The organism is Hymenobacter citatus, from assembly GCF_014333615.1.
GTDB classification, from domain to species: Bacteria; Bacteroidota; Bacteroidia; order Cytophagales; family Hymenobacteraceae; genus Hymenobacter; species Hymenobacter citatus.
Map to the genome: position 1 here is coordinate 317,567 of NZ_JACSCY010000005.1, position 20,587 is coordinate 338,153.

At 58.5% G+C, this 20,587-nt stretch carries 17 protein-coding genes and 1 tRNA gene; 11 read left to right on the forward strand and 7 right to left on the reverse strand.

Annotation, left to right across the window (positions count from 1 at the left end):
* Positions 1 to 26: 26 nt before the first annotated feature.
* On the forward strand, positions 27 to 1,223 hold the full coding sequence (locus H8B15_RS09410) for a DUF4861 domain-containing protein (RefSeq protein ID WP_187319417.1): 1,197 nt from the start codon (positions 27 to 29) through the stop codon (positions 1,221 to 1,223).
* A gap of 213 nt (positions 1,224 to 1,436) precedes the next feature.
* On the opposite strand, the gene H8B15_RS09415 is transcribed toward H8B15_RS09410, so the two are convergent.
* Positions 1,437 to 2,555, reverse strand: a complete 1,119-nt coding sequence (locus H8B15_RS09415; RefSeq protein WP_187319418.1) for a hypothetical protein — start codon at positions 2,553 to 2,555, stop codon at positions 1,437 to 1,439.
* Between the two features lie 438 nt (positions 2,556 to 2,993).
* Here H8B15_RS09415 and H8B15_RS09420 point away from each other — a divergent pair, with 438 nt between their 5' ends.
* From H8B15_RS09420 to H8B15_RS09430, 3 genes are all read left to right on the forward strand, one after another.
* Positions 2,994 to 3,326, forward strand: coding sequence for a hypothetical protein (locus H8B15_RS09420; protein WP_187319419.1), 333 nt, complete (start codon positions 2,994 to 2,996; stop codon positions 3,324 to 3,326).
* Between the two features lie 229 nt (positions 3,327 to 3,555).
* Positions 3,556 to 5,946 (forward strand): TonB-dependent receptor, encoded by a 2,391-nt coding sequence (locus H8B15_RS09425; protein WP_187319420.1) that lies wholly within the window; start codon positions 3,556 to 3,558, stop codon positions 5,944 to 5,946.
* A gap of 35 nt (positions 5,947 to 5,981) precedes the next feature.
* The gene (locus tag H8B15_RS09430) at positions 5,982 to 6,536 is read left to right on the forward strand and encodes a hypothetical protein (RefSeq protein WP_187319421.1); all 555 of its coding nucleotides are present in this window, start codon (positions 5,982 to 5,984) and stop codon (positions 6,534 to 6,536) included.
* Positions 6,537 to 6,631: 95 nt separating this feature from the next.
* On the opposite strand, the gene map is transcribed toward H8B15_RS09430, so the two are convergent.
* The 4 genes from map to pheS all read right to left on the reverse strand — a co-directional run bounded on the left by map (position 6,632) and on the right by pheS (position 9,439).
* A complete protein-coding gene (map, locus tag H8B15_RS09435) occupies positions 6,632 to 7,396 on the reverse strand; it encodes a type I methionyl aminopeptidase (protein ID WP_187319422.1) in 765 nt (254 codons plus the stop codon).
* Positions 7,397 to 7,596: 200 nt separating this feature from the next.
* Positions 7,597 to 7,673, reverse strand: a tRNA-Asn gene (locus tag H8B15_RS09440).
* 95 nt (positions 7,674 to 7,768) lie between these two features.
* A complete protein-coding gene (locus H8B15_RS09445; RefSeq protein ID WP_187319423.1) occupies positions 7,769 to 8,218 on the reverse strand; it encodes a QcrA and Rieske domain-containing protein in 450 nt (149 codons plus the stop codon).
* 102 nt (positions 8,219 to 8,320) lie between these two features.
* Positions 8,321 to 9,439, reverse strand: coding sequence for a phenylalanine--tRNA ligase subunit alpha (gene pheS, locus H8B15_RS09450; protein ID WP_187319478.1), 1,119 nt, complete (start codon positions 9,437 to 9,439; stop codon positions 8,321 to 8,323).
* Positions 9,440 to 9,809: 370 nt separating this feature from the next.
* On the opposite strand from pheS, the gene H8B15_RS09455 reads away from it, so the two are divergent.
* From H8B15_RS09455 to H8B15_RS09470, 4 genes are all read left to right on the forward strand, one after another.
* A complete protein-coding gene (locus H8B15_RS09455) occupies positions 9,810 to 10,256 on the forward strand; it encodes a hypothetical protein (protein ID WP_187319424.1) in 447 nt (148 codons plus the stop codon).
* 140 nt (positions 10,257 to 10,396) lie between these two features.
* Entirely contained in the window at positions 10,397 to 10,762 is a 366-nt protein-coding gene (locus H8B15_RS09460; protein ID WP_187319425.1) for a hypothetical protein, read from the forward strand.
* A gap of 73 nt (positions 10,763 to 10,835) precedes the next feature.
* Complete coding sequence (locus H8B15_RS09465; protein ID WP_187319426.1) at positions 10,836 to 11,132, forward strand: hypothetical protein; 297 nt, start codon at positions 10,836 to 10,838, stop codon at positions 11,130 to 11,132.
* Positions 11,133 to 11,640: 508 nt separating this feature from the next.
* A complete protein-coding gene (locus tag H8B15_RS09470; RefSeq protein ID WP_187319427.1) occupies positions 11,641 to 12,081 on the forward strand; it encodes a Fur family transcriptional regulator in 441 nt (146 codons plus the stop codon).
* Between the two features lie 104 nt (positions 12,082 to 12,185).
* Here the strand turns inward: H8B15_RS09470 and H8B15_RS09475 are convergent, their stop codons facing one another.
* Positions 12,186 to 13,466: a M16 family metallopeptidase gene (locus H8B15_RS09475; RefSeq protein ID WP_187319428.1), complete on the reverse strand. Its 1,281-nt coding sequence runs from the start codon at positions 13,464 to 13,466 to the stop codon at positions 12,186 to 12,188.
* Between the two features lie 230 nt (positions 13,467 to 13,696).
* Between H8B15_RS09475 and H8B15_RS09480 the strand changes: the two genes are divergently transcribed.
* On the forward strand, positions 13,697 to 14,587 hold the full coding sequence (locus H8B15_RS09480) for an AraC family transcriptional regulator (RefSeq protein WP_187319429.1): 891 nt from the start codon (positions 13,697 to 13,699) through the stop codon (positions 14,585 to 14,587).
* 76 nt (positions 14,588 to 14,663) lie between these two features.
* Positions 14,664 to 15,401 carry an SDR family oxidoreductase gene (locus H8B15_RS09485; protein ID WP_187319430.1) on the forward strand — a complete coding sequence of 246 codons (738 nt, stop codon included), beginning with the start codon at positions 14,664 to 14,666 and terminating at the stop codon, positions 15,399 to 15,401.
* A 78-nt stretch (positions 15,402 to 15,479) separates the two neighbouring features.
* Here the strand turns inward: H8B15_RS09485 and H8B15_RS09490 are convergent, their stop codons facing one another.
* Positions 15,480 to 18,116, reverse strand: coding sequence for a SusC/RagA family TonB-linked outer membrane protein (locus H8B15_RS09490; protein ID WP_187319431.1), 2,637 nt, complete (start codon positions 18,114 to 18,116; stop codon positions 15,480 to 15,482).
* Between the two features lie 122 nt (positions 18,117 to 18,238).
* Here H8B15_RS09490 and H8B15_RS09495 point away from each other — a divergent pair, with 122 nt between their 5' ends.
* Positions 18,239 to 20,248 (forward strand): alpha-ketoacid dehydrogenase subunit alpha/beta, encoded by a 2,010-nt coding sequence (locus H8B15_RS09495; protein ID WP_187319432.1) that lies wholly within the window; start codon positions 18,239 to 18,241, stop codon positions 20,246 to 20,248.
* Positions 20,249 to 20,587 lie beyond the last annotated feature (339 nt).

The following is a 20,587-nucleotide window of genomic DNA, read 5'->3' on the forward strand; positions in this document are numbered from 1 at the left end:
CTGCTTCCTACCCTTTTCATTTGCCGATGAAACCGTTACCGCTTGCCCTACCTCTGGCCGCGCTGCTGTTTGCGGGCGCGGCCCCAGCGCCTCGCCCGGCCGCTACCATCACAGTACGCAACGCCCTGAACCTGGCCCGCCGCGCCGAAACCATCAGCCTGCCGCTGGTTAAGCTGCCCGCCGCCGCTCGCCAGCTAGACCCCGCCGATTTGCGCGTGCGCGACGCGGCCAGCAAAGCCCTGCTGATCAGTCAGCTGGTAGACAACGACGCCGACGGCAAGCCCGACGAACTGCTGTTTCAGACGGATATTGGGGCCAGGGCAAGCAAGACGTTTACGGTGGAACCGGCCGCGGCGGGGCCGGTTCCGACCACACCCGATGTCACGTTTGCGCGTTTCGTGCCGGAGCGCACCGACGACTTTGCCTGGGAAAACGACCGGGTGGCCTTCCGCACCTATGGCCCCAACGCCCAGGAGCTAGCGGAGAAAAAGGACCCCAACGGCACGCTCAGCAGTGGCATGGACTGCTGGCTGAAACGCGTGCCCTACCCCATCATCGACAAGTGGTACGGCCGCCACGTGCACGAGAAGCCCTTTGCCTACCACACCGACATCGGCGAGGGCTACGACCCCTACCACGTGGGCAGCAGCCGCGGCGTGGGCGGCACCGGCGTATTAGTGGATGGTAAGCTATTCGTATCCAAGAACTTCACCAAGTACAAGGTGCTGGCCACCGGCCTCATCCGCACGGTGTTCGAGCTGACGTATGCACCCTACCCCGCCGGTAGCTTGTCGGTGATGGAAACCAAGCGCATTTCGCTGGATCGGGGCAGTAACCTCACGCGTTACGAGGAGCACCTTTCGGCCGGCCAGCCCCTCCCCAACTGCACCGTAGGCCTCACCCTGCACGAGCAAAAAGGCGAGGTGAAGGCCGACCCCAAAGCCGGCTGGTGCCGCTATTGGGAGAAGATAGATGATTCCTACCTGGGCACCGGCGTGGTAGTAGCCCCGCGTTATCTTACTGATTACCAGGAGCACCGCAGCGAGCAGAAAGATCAGAGCCAGCTCTACATGGTCACCAAGCCTCAACAAGATGTAGTGGTGTTCTACGCTGGTTTCGGGTGGCAGAAAAGCGGGCAGTTTGCTTCCGCCGATGCTTGGGACACGTATTTGGCGGAGTTTGCCCAGCGTATCAGCTCGCCGTTGGTGGTGAGTTGGAAGTAGGGAAGAATCTGTCATCCTGAGCAGAGCGAAGGACCTTATCACGCGTGAACGAGTCGTTGTTATGCAAAACACACCTGTCATCCTGAGCAGAGCGAAGGACCTTATCACGCGTGAACGACAGTCATAACAACGACTCGTTCACGCGTGATAAGGTCCTTCGCTCTGCTCAGGATGACAGGTAGATTCCTATTTCCAACTCACAATTTCACAACCTCACCTTTCCCCAAACCGCCGCAAATCCGCTTCTATCTGCTGGTCCCAGCGCTGCTGGGCGGCGGCGTTGGTGCCGTGGTGAGTTTCGGCGTCGTACCGTTCCTGAATGCGATTCATTTCCATGAAGGAGCGCAGGTATTGGCGCTGTAGGATGCTGTTGTAGTCCTCCACGGTGAGGCTGTCGGCGGTGGCGGAGCGGCGGAAACGCTCGGCCACCAACTTCACCAAGTCGAAGTGGCGCTGCTCGTGAGCTAGGTAGTAGGCATTTTTGCCGGGCCCTACCCAGGAGGAGCTACGCACCACAAATACTTGCAGGGTGATATCCAGCTCAATCACCCCGTTGCGCAGGCGGGGCTTGCCTTGGTAGGAAAACCCCGGGAACACGGCCGCCGCAAAGTTGCCGGCCCGCGGTGGCCCCGTGAAATCCGACCAAGCCAGGGGCCGCGCCGGGTCGTAGAACAGTGTGTCGGGCTCGGTTTGGCGCTGGTCGTAGCGGAAGGTGGGCTGCACGCGGGTAGCCAGGCGCGCATCCTGCTCGGCAGCTCGTGTCAACCACCCATTGAGGTAGCGCAGCCCACCCGCCAGCACCTGCCGCAGGGCCGGCTCCACCACCGCGGCATCCGTAGCCAGGCGACCGTAGCGTGCACCGCTGCGGTACTCCGTGAGCAATAGCGGCGCAGCATCGGGCCGGAGCCAGTCGAAGGCCAATTGCACTTGTATTTCGCCCTCCACACGTCCTCCCGGCGCAGCCTTTTCCGTGATGCGCAGTGCGCGGATACGCACCCGCACCGCCCGCGTGCTTGGCTGGCTTGGTAGGCTTTGGGTGGCAAACTGCTGCAAGGCCACTGCGGCCCCGCCCTGCAAATCGATTGGGCGCGGGGTGGCCGGGTTGGTGCCGGGCGCGGGCAGCAGCCAGGCCACGGCCCGGCGGTCGGGCCGCTCGTCGCGCACCTGCGCCACCCGGAAGGTAGGCGGCTGCAAGGCCAGCGGTTCGGGGCGGAGCGTAAGGGGCTTGTCGGTGTTGGGGAGGCGACCGGCAGCCAGGGGCCACACCAGCAGCCACAGCAGCCATGGGAAGCGTTGTTGGAAGAAGTTGGGTAGACGAAAATGGATGGGCACATCAGCCAGACACCTAGGGGCACCGGGTTTGTTCCCTGACGCTTTAGCAACTCATTATCTGCTATTTACTCAACCATCCGAGGCTTCTTCTCGTGCACGCTGCCCGGTTGGGTTGATGATGAAGCAGGTAAGGCAGCTGTTGCAGACAGAAGCTACTTCGTAGTCACGTTGCATTAAACACCGACTACAGCACATTACCTTAGCCCATACATCACCTCTTTGAAGAGCACGATAGATTATCACACAAATAACTCACTAACAAAATTATACTTCATAATAATAACACTTCACAAGGATGCAGGAAAGGTGTTTTTACGCTATCCTGCGTGCTGGTACTGCCTCTTTCAAAAATTATTTTGCAACATTTGTGCAAAACGGGCGTTGTTTACCACACGCTTTGGACAAGTAGCGCTTTCTTCTGCGCCTTTCGTTGCCTGCATGCTTGCATTACGCTCCTTTATAGCCTATTTCCTCCTCATCTGCTTCGTGCGGGTGATGGTTCCGGATACGTGGCTGTTGGCGTTGCACGCGCATGAGCACACGGTGCATGAGGCAACGCGTAAGAGGGCGCCGGTGGTTTCGGCCCAGCACCAGCATTGCAGCGTAGATCAGTTCTATAACGTTCCGTTTCAGCTCTCGGCAACAAGCGTAGTCTTTGCTAATGGCATTGCGCACGCGCCCCGTTGGATGATGCCGCGCCAGTCGGTATGGCGTCAGGCCCTAGCGGCTACCTGCCATCTGCGCGGCCCCCCAGCGGCCTGGCAGGCGTAAACGCGCCTGTTTTTATGTGCTGTTTCTGCCTGCGTTATAGTGCGTAAGCTACCGTAGTAGCTATGCTCGGGTAGGCAGCCGCTTGCTGGTCTACTGACCATCCAGAGACATTACATATTTGCGCGACGCTTCTGCGCAGCACAGCTACATTACCTTATATGTAGCTAATCATCAGCCTATTGTCTTTCGACATACAGCAACAGGCTGCTTTGCTAACCCCCTCTATTTCATGTTGTTTCGCTTTGTAGCGTTCTTGCTGACGGCAGGAGTGTGCCTGGGCTTTGCGCGTAGCAGCGCGGCCCAAAGTGGGTGCAACCTGCCGCTGGCGGGCCGCATCACCGACCACGAGTCGCGGCAGGGGCTGGCGGGGGCTACCGTAATTGTGCAGCCCGGCCAGCAAGCCACCCAGACCGACGCCGACGGCAACTTCCATTTCCATGTGTGCCCCGGCACCTACCAGCTGGAGGTGCGCTTTATCGGCTACGCCACCGAGCGGGCCGAGGTACGCCTGAACAGCGCCACTGTACGCAACTTCCAGCTCCACCCCGATGCCGTGACGCTGCGCGGCGCCACCGTGCGCGGCGAGCGGGTGCAGGCGCCCCTACCCCAGGCCAGCAGCTCACTCTCGGGGCAGGCCCTGCAACAAACCCGTGGTCAGGCCCTGGGCGAAGCCTTGCAGAAGCTCCCCGGCGTGGCCGCCATTCAAACCGGCCCCAGCATTTTCAAGCCCATGATTCATGGCCTGCACTCCAATCGCGTGGCCATTATGAACAACGGTGTGCGGCAGGAAGGGCAGCAGTGGGGGCAGGAGCACGGCCCGGAAATCGACCCGTTTATTGCATCTGACCTAACCGTAGTGAAGGGCGCCGCCAGCGTGCGCTACGGTACCGATGCCGTGGGCGGCGTGGTGCTGGTGCAGCCCAAAGCCCTGCGCGACTCGGCGGGGGTAGGGGCCGATATAAACCTAGTGGGCATGTCGAACAACGGGCTAGGGGCCGTGTCGGCGGCGGTGGATGGCAACCTGCGCCGCCTACCCGCCCTGAGCTGGCGCCTGCAAGGTACCCTGAAGCAGGCAGGCAACACCCGCACCCCCGACTACCGCCTCGACAATACCGGCTTCCGGGAGCACAACTTCTCGGCGGCCGTGGGTTGGCGCAAGGACAACTACGGGGTGGAGGCTTTCTACAGTCAGTTCAACTCCCGCCTGGGTATTCTAAGTAGCGCCATTGTGGGCAACCGCGCCGACTTGGAAGCCGCTATTGCCCGCGGTCGGCCCATCCTCAACCCTGGCTTCAGCTACCAGATTGACAGGCCCTACCAGCAGCTCCAGCATGATCTGGCCAAGCTGAGCGGCTTCGTGAAGACCGGCAACGGCGGGCGACTGACGGCTACCGTAGCCAACCAGCGCGACTACCGCGACGAGTACGACGTGATTCGGGCGTCGAGCGACGCGGGGCGGCGCAACCTGCCCCAACTCAGCTACCAGAACTACACCACCACCGCCGATGTGGTGTGGGAACACCCTACCTTAGGCAACTTTCGGGGTAGCGTGGGCCTGAGCGGCACCTACCAGTTCAACCGCTATGCGGGCGGTACGCGGCAGTTTATCCCGTTCTACACCAACCGTACGGAGGGCGCGTTCGTGATTGAGCGCTGGCAGCACGAGCGTCTGCTCTTGGAAGCCGGCTTGCGCCTCGACCACCGCGACCTGCGCACCCGCCGCCTCACCCGCGGCTTCGAGACGGACTCTAGCTCCTTCTACGGCGTGGCGCGCAACCGCTTTCAGTTCTGGACGCCCTCGGCCTCAGTAGGGGCCGTGTACGATGCCAACGTGCACCTCACCCTGCGCGCCGACGCGGCCCTAGTGCAGCGCGCCCCAGCCGCCAACGAGCGGTACTCCCAGGGCGTGCACGGCGGCATTTACGAGGAAGGCTACGATATCTCGCGGCCGGCTGGCACGCTCCCGCTTCAACCCGAAACCTCCTACAATTTGGGCCTGACGGCTACCCTGCACGACAATCCGCGCCTGAACGGGGAGCTGACTGTGTACCAGAACATCATCAACGGCTACATCTACCAGGTGATAGGCGAGCCGATTACCACTATTCAGGGCTCTTTCCTACCCTGGCGCTTCCAACAGACCGATGCCGTATTCCGCGGCGTAGACGCTACCCTTGACTATCAATTGGCCGCCAACTGGCTGCTCAACGGCAAAGCGGCCGTGATTCGGGCACGCAACCGTACCCTCAACGACTACCTCATCTACGTGCCCGCCGACCGGTTTGAGCTGTCGGTGCGGCGCGATTGGGCCGGCCAGAAGGCCGCCCGCGCCAGCCAGTTCTTTGCCTTGGTACGGGGCACGGCGGTGCGCCGACAAACGCGCGTGCCCAGCGCCGAGTACGACCCCCAGCCCGCCCCCAATGGCTATGGCCTGCTGGGTGCCGAGGTAGGCGCTACCCTACGCCTGGGCGGCACCCCTGTGGAGGTGAGCCTGGCTGGCTCCAACCTGCTCAACGAGCGGTACCGCGACTACCTGAACCGCTTCCGCTATTTCGCCGACGACATGGGCCGCAACGTGACGCTACGCGTGCATGTCCCCTTGAATTTTAGCCCTAACTAAGCATTTCGTTCACTTTTTCACTTTTCTTTTTTCCCATGAAGACTTCACTTTTCCGCCCCTTTGCCGCGCTTCTGCTGGCTACTCCCTTGTTCTTCGCCTCGTGCAGCGACGATAGCGACCCGGAGCCCGAAGACGACAATGAGTTCATCACTACTATTCGCTATAGACTCACGCCCACCAGCGGCACGGGCCAGGCCATAACGGCCGAGTGGAAAGACGTGGACGGTGCCGGCGGCACGGCTCCTACCATCAGCACTATCACGCTGGCACCTAATACCACCTACACCGGTACTGTCGAGTTCCTCGACGAGACGAAAACTCCTGCTGACAACATTACCGAAGAAGTGAAGGAAGAAAACTATGAGCATTTGGTAGTATACACGCCTAATCCTACTAGCCTCATGACCATCACGCGCACCGACAAGGACCGCAACAACCTGGAAGTAGGCCTCACTACCACTGTACAAACGGGAGCTGCTGCGTCGGGCAATCTGACTATCCGGCTACGCCACCAGCCCGGCACCAAGGACGGCACCGAAGCCCCCGGCTCCGACGATGCGAACGTGACCTTCCCGGTAGTACTGCGCTAAGGTGCAGGTTGCTTGCCTTCCTTCACCGGAAGCCAGAAAACAAAAGTGCCGGCTGGTAGCCGGCACTTTTGTTTTCTATTGATTGCTCATCTTGCCTACTCCCAGATGCCATTTGCCTTGGTTAGGATAATTGGCTGGTCGTCTGTGATGATGATGGTATGCTCGTGCTGGGCCACGAAGCTGCCGTCTTTCGTTACCAACGTCCAGCCGTCGTTGGTTTGGTGCGCGATGGAGGCGCGAGTGGAGATGAATGTTTCCACGGCTACCACCGAGTTTTTCTTGAAGCGCTGGTTATTACCCCGGTCGTAGAAGCAGGGTATTTCCTTGGGCTCCTCGTGTAAGCTGCGCCCAATGCCGTGCCCTACCAGGTTCTTAATCACCCGAAAGCCCGCCTTGCGCGCTTCGCCTTCTATCAGCCCACCAATATCGGCAATGCGCACCCCGCCGCGGATACGGCTGAGGGCCGTGCGCAGGATCTGCCGCGAGGCGTCTACCAGCGGCTGGTGCTGATGCAGATCAGTGCCAAGCACAAAAGAACCGCCGTTATCGGCCCAGTAGCCGTCTAGCTCCGCCGATACGTCGATGTTCACCAAGTCGCCCTCCTGCAGCACTCTGCGCGCCGACGGAATACCGTGCGCCACCTCGTTGTTCACGCTGATGCACGTCCAACCCGGAAAACCATAACTAAGCCGTGGGGCCGACTTAGCGCCTAACGTCGTCAGCAGCTGTCCGCCGTATTCGTCCAGCTCTTTGGTAGTCATGCCGGGCTGGGCGTAGGCGCGCATGTGCTTGAGGGTAGTGCCAACGGCTTCGCTGATGCGCTGAAGACCAATTACATCGGCCTGGAAAGTAATAGACATAGAATAACGGGGTTGATTTTCTGGTGTAATCAGGTCTCGACTATTCAACATCGAGCAAGCGGCTGCGGTTTAGGCCTGCGGTTGAATGGTGCGTTCTACAGCCTCGTCGCATTGCCACCATTCTACCCCCAACTAGCAGTAGTAAGCAAATCAAAAGCCCGGTAACAGACTGGTTTAAAGTCTACTACCGGGCTTTTGTGTGGCGCTCCCTCCTGGGCTCGAACCAGGGACCCTCTGATTAACAGTCAGATGCTCTAACCGGCTGAGCTAAGGAAGCGGTTATGGCGACGTTTATCTGTCGTTGCGGGTGCAATATTAGGGCAGATTCCCGCTTTTTGCAAATTATGAGGCAAAAAAACTCAGATAAATTTTCTAATTATTGATGCTCAGCAAATTACCCGACACGTTGGTAGTATAGCGGCGCAGGGGCCGCGTGGCCGGACCGGCCAGTACCTGCCCTTGCAGGTCGAAGCGGGAGCCGCAGCACGAATCAACCAGGAACAGGCGCGACGAAGGGTCGATGCTAACGCGGGCGCAGGCGTTTTGGGGTTGGTAGGGGCAAGTGCGCTCAAAGGCCGTGTAGGTGCCGCCGGGCTGCCGCACCACAATCAGCCCGCGCAGACCACCAGCGTGGGTTATGGCGCCGTTGTCGAAGCGCAGGTTGGCGTTTTCCTGGTTGGTCAGATTCAGCACCTCGTTTACGATGGCGTAGGGAATCTGCGGACTGGGGTCGTTGCGGCTGCCGGAGCCACAGCCTAGTAACGCCTGACTCAGAAACAGCAAAAGAGCCAGTAGCGCTTGGTTTGTACGGGTAGATGACATAGCGAGGGCAGGGAAATGGCGATGGGCAGTGTTGCAAACGAAAAAACGCCCTGGTTCAGCCCCCAGGACGTTCTTTTTTATTTCAATCTGCTGCTACAAAGTCTATGCGCCCTCGAACTGACGCAGGAAACGCATGTCGTTTTCCGTGAACAGGCGCAGGTCTTTGATCTGGTACTTGAGCATGGTAATGCGCTCGATGCCCATGCCCCAGGCGTAGCCGGAGTAGCGCTCGGGGTCGATGCCGGACTGCTGGAGCACGGCGGGGTCTACCATGCCGCAGCCCCCGATTTCCACCCAGCCGCTCCCCTTGCAGATGTTGCAGCCCTTGCCTTTGCAAATCAGGCAGGTGATGTCAATTTCGGCCGAAGGCTCGGTGAAGGGGAAAAACGACGGCCGGAAGCGAATCTGAATAGCCTCCCCAAACATCTCCTGTACGAAGTAGTACACGGTCTGCTTCAGATCAGCAAAGCTCACGCCCTCGTCAATGAAAATGCCTTCCACCTGATGGAACATCATGTGCGCCCGCGCCGAAATAGCCTCATTGCGGTACACCCGCCCCGGCATAATGCTGCGGATGGGCGGCTGCTGGCTTTCCATTACGCGCACCTGCACCGTGCTGGTGTGCGTGCGCAGGAGGTGAGATGGCGAGATGGTGAGATGGTGAGTAGCGGTCATTCGCTCATCACTCACCATTTCACTATTCACCATCTCACCATTTTCCAGGTGGGCGGGCGGGGCGGTAGGGGCGATGAAGAACGTGTCCTGCATGTCGCGCGCCGGGTGGTTTTCGGGGAAGTTGAGGGCCGTGAAGTTGTGCCAGTCGTCCTCAATTTCGGGTCCCTCGGCCACGTTGAAGCCAATGCGGGAGAAGATGCGCACCATTTCTTCGCGCACCAGGCTCAAGGGGTGGCGCGTGCCCAGAGCCTGGGGCGTGGGGGGTAGGGTATAGTCGAAGGTAGGATCGGCGGGGGCGTTGTTCTGGGCCGCTTCCAGCTGCTCGCGTCGCTCATCAAACCGCTGCTGGGCAAACTGCTTCAGCTGGTTCAGTTCCTGCCCTACAGCGCGGCGCTGCTCCTGGGGCACGGTTTTGAGTTGGTCGAACAGATCGGCCAGCTGGCCTTTACGGCCAGTGAAGGCAATGCGGAACTGCTCCAGCTGCTCGGGGCTGGTGATGTCGTACGCATCCATGTCGGCGCGCAACCGCGTGATATTCTCCTGCATCATACCGCAAAGGTACAGGGGAAATGGTGAGATGGTGAAATGGTGAGATGGTGAAGTTGTGAGTTTGTGAAGTTGTGAATCAGAAAGCGCGTGTCATCCTGAGTGCAGCGAAGGACCTTCTCACGCTAGAACGAGTCGTTAGCTCGGATGTCGTGCACGCGTGATAAGGTCCTTCGCTGCACTCAGGATGACAAACTTTATTCATCACTTCACCACTCACCATCTCACTACTCACCATTTCACCTTTTTGGTACGGTTGCTGCAAGTAGGAGAATACCCACTTTGGTTTGGATAGATTCGGGAGACGTCTTGGAGTTGCTAGCCGCAGGGGGGTATTGAGTTCTGTTTCTCACTTCATCTTTCCACTCCTATGAAACGCTTCCTCTTTGCTGCCGCCTCTCTCTTCTTATTGGGTAGTGCCACCACCGCCCAAGCCCAGACAACGACTACCGACTCGAATCCCTGGTTTGACTCGGCGCCGGCTGCTACTTCCGATTCCTACCCTACCGGCTGGAAGGTAGCCCCGGCAGCCAACCCCACAGTTAGCGCCCGCCCCAGCACCGATTACAACGGCCGCCCCCTAAAGGCCCGCCCCCGCAAAGTGGCTCGTGCAGAGGTAGTAGATACTCCCGTATACGAAACAGGCTGGTCTACTGCGCCGGGCATGGCCCTTAGCCTGCACCAGCGCCCCACTACCGACTACTGGGGCCGTCCGCTGAAACCAGCGGTACGCAAGGCCCCTACCTCGCTCTCGGCCGAGCCAGAGCTACTACCGCAAGGGGCGCCGGTGGCTACTGTCTATCGGTCGCAGCAGTAAGAGGCGCGAAAAAATAAGTGGTACAAACGGGCCAGCCTGGACAAAAAAGGCTGGCCCGTTTGTATTTTCTGACCAAAAAGGCGCCTCCACCGTATGCATACTTTTTAGGATTTTTTTGATTATCTTACCTACTCCTCGTTATGAAAAATGCTTTCCTCTGTGTCTGCCTTGCGTGGGCCATTAGCAGTCTGCCAGCAGTAGCGCAGCAAGCCAAGACTAAAGTCAAAACTAAGCAGCCTACGGCCAATGGCTACCACCGGACGAGTAACACCAAAGCCAAGGCCCGCTCCGGCGCCTACTCGCGCTACGACCGCTCGAACCGGCGCGACGAAGAAAACCTAAAGCTGGCGCCCGGGTTGCGCCTCAACATGCCTAGCCCCCCCACAACCGACTACATGGGTAGGCCACTAAAGAAGAAGCCCGCCAAAGTTGCAGCAACGGGTGCTACCAGTCTTTCGACTGAAAAAATAACGCCGGCACCTACCCCCACCCGAAAACGGAAGTAGCTAAGTAGCGAACCGTAATCCTATGAGTTAAAGTAGCGTATACAGAAAACACACCTGTAAACGACCACTTCTCATGCGTAAGAATATAGTTGTACTGGCCGTCTTATTGTTGGTCAGCATGAGTGCCCACACGGCTGCGGCCCAAACTGTGCGCCCTGCTAAAAGCCGTGCCGCCACCCGCGATACCACTGTAGAAGGCATCTATGTGGCCCCCAACATGACGGGCGCCCCCAAGCAGCAAGTCACCACCGACTACAGCAACAACCCCATTAGCCCGGCGGCGGAGGAAAAAGGCAACTCCCTCTCTCCCAATCCCGATCCGGTGAAATCGAAGAAGCTCAAAACTCGTCGCCCGCCCAAGCGCGACTAAACACCCGGCGTATCAGCCAGGAAATATGCCCGCGTAGCGGCCGTAGCGGATGCCTTTGCCCTGGGTTGCAAAAAAAGAAAGCACCAGCCAAAAGCTGGTGCCTTCTCTGTTTCTCCAAAACCAAACCAGGAGAGACGGTACCACTGCAACAACGCGGCGGTTATCTGTGCAAGCACATTGCTTGATATATTTTGATAGCATAGGCCACTAGCAACGCGCACACCTGAGCAAGCGATGATGCTTCTACCTTACCGGCATACATGCCAGTAGTGGCCGTATGTTGTATGGTATGGACGAAGGGGAATAAGGCTATCTGTTGCTTTTGCAACTCAGATTCGTTTTATGATGTTGTCTTACTGTCTGTATCAGTACAAATATCGTAAAAATAAGCAACAATGTTGCATATAATAAATAAAGAGTTGAAATAGGGCAGGAAAGGCGTCGGGCAGAAAATTCTCTCCGCTGCTTCCTTGTTATCTTTGTCATTCCCCGCCCTACCTTCATTTGCATGGAAAAGCCCCATAACCATATTGCCGAAACGCTCAGCCGACATGGTTTGCGCCAGACGCCTACCCGCTTACGCGTGCTCCAGGTCCTGGGCGCGTCGCCCTACGCTTTGTCGGGCCACGAGATAGAGCAGCAGCTGGGCCAGGACACCGACCGCATCACGCTATACCGCACATTGCGTTCTTTCGAGGAAAAGGGCCTGATCCACCGCGTTATGGATGCCTCCGACATCATTCGCTACGCAGCCTGCTCTATTGAATGCACCGAGGAAGCGCACTTTGATAACCATGTGCATTTTAAATGCACAGAATGCGCCCACATCTATTGCCTCAACCAGGTAGCCATTCCGGCCGTGACGCTGCCGGCCAGCTTCCGCGCCGTGAGCCGCGACTACCTGCTGGCGGGCGTGTGCAACCGCTGCCAGCCAGTAGAGAGGCTGTAACGTATCTTTTGACCAGGATTAAAATACAAAAGGCCGTCAGTTCGACCAGCGGGAGAAGTCTCGCATGCTGGTCGAAATGACGGCCTTTTAGTTGGTTTATTTCCCTATTCCATCTCTTCCACGGCGGCCAGGGTAGCGGCGGCCATTTTAGGTTGGGCGCGGTAGTAGAGGGTGCTGCAATTGGTGGGCCGCAATACTTCCTGCGCCGCTTCCAGCACGGCTGTGGGGGTCACGGCCTGCACTTTTTCGCTTTCCTGATTCACCAGATTGGCGTCGCCAATAAGCTTGCTGTAGGCCAGATTCATGGCGCGGTTCAGCAGCTCAATTTCGCCGAACACAATGCTGGCTTCGGCCTGATTCTTTACTTTTTCCAGCTCGGCGGCGGGCACCAGCTCGGTGCGCAGCTCGGCAATAATAGCTTCTACGGCCGCATCAGCCTCTTCCAAAGCTACACCGGCGTTCAACTTACCACTCACCACCAATAGCCCCGGCTCCAACGACCCCGACACCGACGCCGAAATAGAGTTGAATAGCTGCTGGTCCTTCACCAGGCGCTGATACAGGCGCGAGGATTTGCCGCGGCCCAGCACGTCGCCCAGCAGATCGACGGGGTAGTAGGCGTCGTCGGCGCGGCTGGGCATGTGGTACACTTTGTAGAGGGCGCTCAGCGGTACGTCGGACGTCAGCTCCAGGAAGCGGGCTTCGGTCTGACGCGGCTCCTGCGGGAGCTGGCGCTCATAGCGCGTGCCGCCCGGAATCGGGCCGAACCACTTCTCAGCTAGGCGCTTTACCTCTGCTTCCGTTACGGCGCCGGCTACTACCAGCACGGCGTTTTGGGGGGCATAGTGCTTGGCAAAGAAGTCGCGCACCTGCTGCATGTTGGCATTTTCGATATGGCTGACTTCTTTGCCAATGGTGGCCCAGCGGTAGGGGTGCTGCTGGTAAGCCAGGGGGCGCAGGTTCAACCACAGGTCGCCGTAGGGCTGGTTGAGGTAGTTCTGCTTGAACTCTTCCACTACCACTTTGCGCTGTACCTCCAGCCCGTTTTCGGAGAAAGCCAGGTTCAGCATCCTATCCGATTCCAGCCAGAAGCCAGTTTCGATGTTGGTAGCGGGTAGGGTGAGGTAGTAGTTGGTGATGTCGGGCGAGGTGAAGGCATTGTTCTCGCCGCCTACCAGCTGCAAGGGCTCGTCGTAGCTAGGGATATTCACGGAGCCCGAAAACATCAGGTGCTCAAACAAGTGCGCAAAACCGGTATGCTCGGGGTCCTCATCACGTGAGCCCACATTGTAGAGCACGTTCAGCACGGCCAGGGGCGTGGTGTGGTCTTCGTGCACAATGCAGCGCAGGCCGTTGTCGAGGGTAAATTCGGTGAAGTGAATCATATATGAAGGACAGGGCTTTCTTTTGAAAGCTACAACTTACGAAATCGGCGGCAGGTTCGGTAGCCGGAGCGAAAGCACGCTATGGCTAGTTAGCAAGCCCGACTTACTTGTGGCTGCAACCGGCGCGCGCAGTAACGACGTAACTACCGCGCGGGGTTGTTGTTTGCTTGTTGCGGCTGCTTAGCCTATCATCCGCCGGCGTTTCAGCTACCTCCTACCTGCCTACTGCTATGCATCTTCTCACTGCTTCTGACCTACGCATCCCTACCTACCCGTTGGAGACCAACGGCCAGGCCGAGTCGTTGCAGATCCGCAAAATGAGCGGAGTGACCGTGCACGGCCAAAACGATTTGCTGATTTCGCACCGCAAAGGCTACTACTTTCTGGTGCTGCTCTGGGAGGGTAGCGGGCGGCACTGGATTGACACCACCGCCTACTCTCTGCAGCCGCACACATTGTATTTCACCGTGCCGCGCCAAGTGATTTTAAAGGAAGAGCTGCATCCGGTTTCGGGCTTCAACCTCAACTTCACGGAGGAGTTTCTGGCCCTGGATGGGAGCGGCACGCTACGCCAACTGCCCATCATCCAAAACCCGCATAATGGCCATGCGCTACGCCTCGCGCCGGCCGATATGGCGTTTGTGCAGGATATTTTGGAGAAGATGTACGCCGAGTACCAAGCAGCGCACCCGTGGCAATACACCATGCTGCTGGCCTACCTAAATGTGCTGCTAGTGTACCTGAGCCGGCTGTACACGGCGCAGTACCACCCCCTGGATGCCGCCGACGGCGCGGTGCTGCTGGGTAAATTCCGAACTAGGATTGAAGAATCCTTTACGCAGCACCACGACGTGGGCACCTACGCCGACATGTTGCACCTCTCGGCCGGGCACCTGAGCGAGGTAGTGAAAGAACAGAGCGGCAAGTCGGCCATTGCGCACATCCACGAGCGGCTGGTGGTGGAGGCCAAGCGCCTGCTGTTTCATACCGAGCAGAGCAGCAAGGAAATAGCGTTTCAGCTGGGGTTTGAGGATGCCTCCTACTTCAACCGCTTCTTCAAGCGCCTCACCCAGCAAACGCCCTTGCAGTACCGCCACGGCGTCCGCGAAATGTACCAGTGAAACCGGAATATGGGTTACTACTTCCCGCCGGCGTGCCTGTACGTTTGCAGGGTACTTAAACGCAATTGCAAGCACCATGAAAACTGTCCTCATCACCGGCGCCAACCGCAGCATTGGCTTTGAAACCGCCCGTCAACTGGCCGCGCAAGGCTATTTTATCTATTTGGGCAGCCGCAGCCTGGAAAGCGGCCAGGAAGCCTTAGAAAAGCTGAAAGCCGAAGGCCTCACCAACGTGGAGCCCCTTCAGATTGACATTGCCGACGAGGCGTCTATCCGCACGGCCCGCGAGGAATTAGGTAAGAAGACCGACTCGCTGGACGTGCTCATCAACAACGCGGGCATCAGCGGCCCCATGCCGCAAAGCACCACGACCACCGACACAGCCGCCATCCGGCAGGTGTTTGACACCAATTTCTTCGGTACCATCAACGTCACGCAAACCTTTCTGGATCTGCTGCGCAAGTCCAACGAGCCGCGCATCGTCAACGTCACCTCGGGGCTGGGTTCCCTGGAGATGCAAACCGACCCGGCGTCGAAGTTCTACCACGTAAAGTCGGCCGCCTACGGTCCTTCCAAAACGGCCCTGAACGCCTACACCGTGGTGCTAGCCTACGAGCTGCGCGATACGCCCTTCAAAATCAACGTGGTAGACCCCGGCTACACCGCCACCGACTTCAACCAGCACAGCGGCCCCGGCACGGTGGAAGACGCCGGTAAGATCATTGCCAAGTATGCTGCCATCGGCGCTGATGGCCCGACCGGCCAGTTCTTTAGCAACGACGCGGATGGGGAAGGCGACGAAATGCCCTGGTAGAAGTAGTTAAGGATTAAACAAAAGCGGCCCGCTTCTATATGAAGCGGGCCGCTTTTGTTTGGTTTTGAATGCGTTTGCTCACAACGTGGCCCGCACGCCCAGCAAGAAGGTGCGCGCCGTGGGGTAGGCGCTTATATCAAAGCCGGCTTGCGTGCCGTCGGACCCGAAGGAGCTAACATTGGGGTCGTAGCCGCGGTAACGCGTGAGTACCAGCAGGTTTTGGCCACCTACCCACACACTGGCGCTGCGGGCCGCTCGCTGCCACACTGGGTAACTGAGCGTAACGGCCGTCAGGCGGACGTGGTTGCCGGATTGCAGGCCGTAGTCACTGAAAGACAAGACGCTCAATTGCTGGCTGGCTTGCGGCACATCGGTTGTGGTATTAGTGGGCGTCCAACGGTCCAGCACGCGGGTAGTTGCATTGTAGACACCAAGTGGCACATCTAGTCTGCTTAGCTGCGCGTTCTGCACTTGATATCCTAACATCGCATCAGCTTGCATATTCAGCGCAAAGCGTTTGTATTGAATTTGTTGCGTGAGGGTGAGTAATTGCCGGGGCAGACCACTGCCATGCGGCTGCCAGCCCTCATCCTGTGGGGTGCTGGAATTGTCCTCTGTAAAGCGTGGCCGACCAGAATCGTCTACTCCAAGATAATGTAGCCCATAAAATGTGCTGAGCGGCTTGTTGTATACGGCTTGCTCATATCGCGAAGGGGTGGATGAGGGCGTTGCTTGGTAGCGGCTGCGGTTGATAGCGCCGGCCAGTGTTGTGCTACCCTGCACCGCACCCAGCCGCCACCCCCCGTCCACGGATAGCTCCAGCCCCTTGTTGTACAGTGCGCCCGGCATTTCACGAAACGACGACAGCTTATCATCAACCGTGCGCCGGGTGTAGCCCTGCAGCGTTACGTTCAGCTGGTGCTGCCATAGACCCAGCGAGAGGCCAGCATCGAGCTGCCGACTCCGCTCCCGCAGCAGAAGTGGTTCATTAGTAGCACCTGCGGGGAAACTAGCTATAGACCACGCATACGCATTACGTCCTACAATGCCCGCTCCCGACGTATAGCCCCAGCCGACCCACGCGTTCAGTTTGCTTATGGTTGCGTTGTCTCGTAAAAAGGCTTCTTTGTCCGCATGCCACATAACCTGCGCACCCGGCAGCCAGAATTTGCGGTCGTCAGCAGAAAAAGTGGCTAGAACGTCGTGTCGCACACTCCCTTGCACTTGATAGCGCTCTGCAAACGTATAGCCCCCAGTGAATCGGTAAAAGAGGCTACCTATTTCCGATGTACTATATTGAAGATTTACCACGGGAGTACCTGGCATATACCCTCGCAGATCGTCCGTAGCGCTTTGCTGCTGCCGAATGGCCTCCACACTGGCAGTTACGGCGTGCCTATCACCTGCAAAGCTGCGGTTGTAATGTAGGGCCGGATTAGCTATCCATTGCTTGTAGATGCTGGTGATATCACCATTCTTACCGGCAGCAGAGTAGAGAGCCGATTGATACGATTGGCTACGCTGCGTGGCCCGTTCTAATCCGCCCAGTACTTCCAACGTGAGCCCAGTAGCTAATCGGTATTGCACGTCTAATTGCGCTAGCAGCCGTTGCTGGTGGGGCGTTTGGTACCGTTCGCGGGCTTCCCGCAGCGGATTCATCAAATACCGTTGATTGGTGGTATCCTGCGCCGTGCGGGTAGGCCGCTCGTAGAGCGCGCTTTGCAAGGCATAGTAATACGGCACGTGCCGTTGCGTTTTGCTCAGATTCCCCCGCAACGCCACGTGTAGGCGTTGACCTAGTTGCTGGTCTACGTTGGCCCGCACGGCGTAGCGGCGCAGGTTGGAGTTCAGCACGATGCCCTGTTGACCCAGGTAGTCGATGCCCGTATAGTAGTGCGTGGTGGAAGTACCACCTGTGAGGCTCAGATGGTGTTCCTGCACGGCCGCCGTGCGCAGCATCTCCTCTTCCCAATCGGTGCCCCGGCCCAGAGCATCTACTTCGGCTGCCGAAAAACGCGGTGGCTCTCCGTCGTTGCGGGCAGCGTCGTTGGCTAGTATGGCGTACTGGCGGGCATCCAGCAGCTCGTATCGATAGCGGGCTTGCTGCACCCCACCGTAGCCAGTGTATTGCACGCGCAGCGGCCCGGTCCGGCCCTGGCGCGTGGTGATGCGGATAACGCCGTTTATACCCTGTGAGCCGTATTGCGCCGTTTCAAAGGCGCCTTTCAGTACCTCTACCTGCTCAATATCTTCTGTCGGAATGTGCAGTAATGGATTCGTGTCTAGCTCCCTTATTTCTGGTAATGCATCCGAATAAGCGATTCCTATTATGCCCAACCGGAATGCGCGCTGAAATACCGGCATGCCATCTACCACGTACAGCGGCTGAGCGTTGTTGGCAAAACTGGCTGCTCCTCTGATACGCACCACCACCTGCGCGCCCGGTGCGCCGGAGTAGGGCGTGACCTGCACGCCGGCCGTCTGGCGTAGTTGCTCTTGGATGGGGAGAAAGGGGAAAGATCTTTTTCTCTCGATAATTACGCCCTGTATTCGGTCGATAAAAGAAGCTCTAGATGAATCAGTGCTCGATAAAACAAGGGAATCAGCAATAGTTGGTATGACTACCGCTACCCGCCGCGAAGCCAGTGTATCGGGTTGTTGGGCCAGGATAGGCGCGGCGGTACAGAGCAGACCAAAAAGTAAAAGTGGGCGCATAGGCAAACAGTAGAATAGGCTATAAAATGAGTTGGCCGCCTACCCCAAAAATCGTCCCACGATTCCCCTTCCCCCGCAAACGCCTACTTTTGCCGGTGCTACCCTTTTGAGCCCCTATTGTTATGCCCTTTGACCGCGCCGCCTACCCTACCGAGCAACTGCTCACCATCTACCAAGAGCTGCTGAAACCCCGTCTCATCGAGGAAAAAATGCTGATTCTGCTGCGGCAAGGCAAGATCAGCAAGTGGTTTTCGGGTATTGGGCAGGAGGCCATTGCGGTGGGTAGCACCCTGGCCCTCAATCCCGATGAGTACATCCTACCCCTGCACCGCAACCTGGGCGTGTTCACGGCGCGGCGGGTGCCGCTGGGGCGGCTGTTTGCGCAGTGGGAAGGCAAGGAAGGCGGCTTCACTAAAGGCCGCGACCGGTCGTTTCACTTCGGCTCCCGCGAACACCACATTGTGGGCATGATCAGCCACCTCGGCCCACAGCTGGCTGTGGCCGACGGCATTGCCCTGGCCGATGTGCTGGACGACCAAAAACGTGTGACGCTGGTCTACAGCGGCGACGGCGGCGCCTCGGAGGGCGACTTCCACGAGGCCCTGAACGTGGCCGCCGTATGGCAGCTGCCGGTTATTTTCCTCATAGAAAACAACGGCTACGGCCTCTCTACCCCCAGCAACGAGCAATTCCGCTGCAAGAGCTTTATCGACAAAGGCCCCGCCTACGGCATAGAAGCCGTGCAGATCGACGGCAACAACGTGCTGGAGGTACACAGCACCATCCAGCGTCTGGCCGAGGACCTGCGCCAGAACCCGCGGCCGGTGCTGGTGGAGGCCCTCACCTTCCGGATGCGCGGGCACGAGGAAGCCAGCGGCACCAAGTACGTGCCCCAGGAGTTGTTCACAGAATGGGCTGAAAAAGACCCGGTGGCCACCTACGAGCAGTGGTTGCTGTCGGAAGAGCTACTGAGCGAAACCGCCCGCCACCGCATGCGGGAGCAGATCAAGCAGGAAATCGAAGCCGGGTTGCAGCAGGCCGATGCTCTCCCCGCCCCTACCCCCGACTCTGCCCGCGAGCTGGCTGATATGTATGCGGAGCTGCCAGAACAAGAGAACAGTTTGCCCGCCGACGACGCACAACTCGCCACTGACAGCTCGCCACTGACCACAACTGATAAACGCTACGTCGACGCCATCCGCGACGGGCTGCGCCAGAGCCTGGAACGCTACCCCGAGCTGGTACTCATGGGGCAAGACATTGCCGAGTACGGCGGCGTGTTCAAGGTGACAGAGGGCCTGCTGGAGGAATTTGGCAAGGCGCGGGTGCGCAACACGCCTCTGTGCGAGTCGGCCATCTTGGGCGCGGGCTTGGGGTTGAGCGTGCGCGGCAAGAAGAGCATGGTAGAGATGCAATTTGCTGATTTTGTGACCTGTGGCTTCAATCAGATTGTCAACAACTTAGCTAAAAGCCACTACCGCTGGGGGCAGAACGCCGATGTAGTGGTGCGCATGCCCACCGGCGCGGGCACGGCGGCTGGCCCCTTTCACTCCCAGAGCAACGAGGCCTGGTTTACCCACACGCCCGGCCTGAAGGTGGTGTTTCCCAGCAACCCCCACGACGCCAAAGGCCTACTCTGCGCCGCCTTGCAAGACCCCAATCCGGTAATGTACTTCGAGCACAAGCTGCTCTACCGCTCTGTGAGTGGCCCCGTGCCCGACGCTTACTACACCACGCCCATTGGGCAGGCGGCCCTGGTGCGCGAGGGCGACGAGCTGAGCATCGTCACCTACGGCATGGGGGTGCATTGGGCCTTGCAGGTAACAAAGGAATTGAACGTAAGCTGCGACATTCTTGACCTGCGCACCCTCCTACCCTGGGACCAGGAAGCTGTGCGCCGTACCTCCGAGAAAAACGGCCGTGTACTGGTGTTGCACGAAGACACGCTCACGGGCGGCCTCGGCGCCGAGCTGGCCGCCTGGATTGGCGAAAACTGTTTCGAACACCTCGATGCGCCCGTGCACCGCGTGGCCTCCTTGGATACGGCCGTGCCCTTTGCCCCTACCCTGGAAAAAGACTTCCTACCCCTGCAGCGCCTGCGCGAGGCGGTAGAGAAGCTGCGCAACTACTAAGCTTTCCGCGCCGCTCGAACGGCGTAGAGACGCATACTTGCGTCTCGTCGTTGAACGATTCGGACGGCTAATGTTTAACGATGGGACACAACTATGCGTCTCTATACCCTTTCAACTGCTTCCTTGTTTAACATAAGCAGCTTGTACAGGCATACCTGGCATTCTGAGCGCAGCGAAGAATCTGAATAAAAGATTCCTCCCTGCGCTCAGAATGCCAATTTCATAGTGCTTGTAGACTCCATACGCAACCTACTTTCGCGTTACTTCCTCCTGCTTTAATTCTACTATAGTAGCGTTATTGGCTTGATTTCTGGGCAAGGTTCTATTCTCATTGCATCA

Bases quoted from the DNA above. Each gene is read 5' to 3' on its own strand.
- pheS (WP_187319478.1), bottom strand. From the start codon at position 9,439: ATGCAGGAGAATATCACGCGGTTGCGCGCCGACATGGATGCGTACGAC.
- H8B15_RS09420 (WP_187319419.1), top strand. From the start codon at position 2,994: ATGCTTGCATTACGCTCCTTTATAGCCTATTTCCTCCTCATCTGCTTC.
- H8B15_RS09430 (WP_187319421.1), top strand. From the start codon at position 5,982: ATGAAGACTTCACTTTTCCGCCCCTTTGCCGCGCTTCTGCTGGCTACT.
- H8B15_RS09495 (WP_187319432.1), top strand. From the start codon at position 18,239: ATGCCCTTTGACCGCGCCGCCTACCCTACCGAGCAACTGCTCACCATC.
- H8B15_RS09480 (WP_187319429.1), top strand. From the start codon at position 13,697: ATGCATCTTCTCACTGCTTCTGACCTACGCATCCCTACCTACCCGTTG.
- H8B15_RS09425 (WP_187319420.1), top strand. From the start codon at position 3,556: ATGTTGTTTCGCTTTGTAGCGTTCTTGCTGACGGCAGGAGTGTGCCTG.
- H8B15_RS09465 (WP_187319426.1), top strand. From the start codon at position 10,836: ATGCGTAAGAATATAGTTGTACTGGCCGTCTTATTGTTGGTCAGCATG.
- H8B15_RS09445 (WP_187319423.1), bottom strand. From the start codon at position 8,218: ATGTCATCTACCCGTACAAACCAAGCGCTACTGGCTCTTTTGCTGTTT.
- H8B15_RS09485 (WP_187319430.1), top strand. From the start codon at position 14,664: ATGAAAACTGTCCTCATCACCGGCGCCAACCGCAGCATTGGCTTTGAA.
- map (WP_187319422.1), bottom strand. From the start codon at position 7,396: ATGTCTATTACTTTCCAGGCCGATGTAATTGGTCTTCAGCGCATCAGC.
- H8B15_RS09455 (WP_187319424.1), top strand. From the start codon at position 9,810: ATGAAACGCTTCCTCTTTGCTGCCGCCTCTCTCTTCTTATTGGGTAGT.
- H8B15_RS09470 (WP_187319427.1), top strand. From the start codon at position 11,641: ATGGAAAAGCCCCATAACCATATTGCCGAAACGCTCAGCCGACATGGT.
- H8B15_RS09410 (WP_187319417.1), top strand. From the start codon at position 27: ATGAAACCGTTACCGCTTGCCCTACCTCTGGCCGCGCTGCTGTTTGCG.
- H8B15_RS09475 (WP_187319428.1), bottom strand. From the start codon at position 13,466: ATGATTCACTTCACCGAATTTACCCTCGACAACGGCCTGCGCTGCATT.
- H8B15_RS09460 (WP_187319425.1), top strand. From the start codon at position 10,397: ATGAAAAATGCTTTCCTCTGTGTCTGCCTTGCGTGGGCCATTAGCAGT.
- H8B15_RS09490 (WP_187319431.1), bottom strand. From the start codon at position 18,116: ATGCGCCCACTTTTACTTTTTGGTCTGCTCTGTACCGCCGCGCCTATC.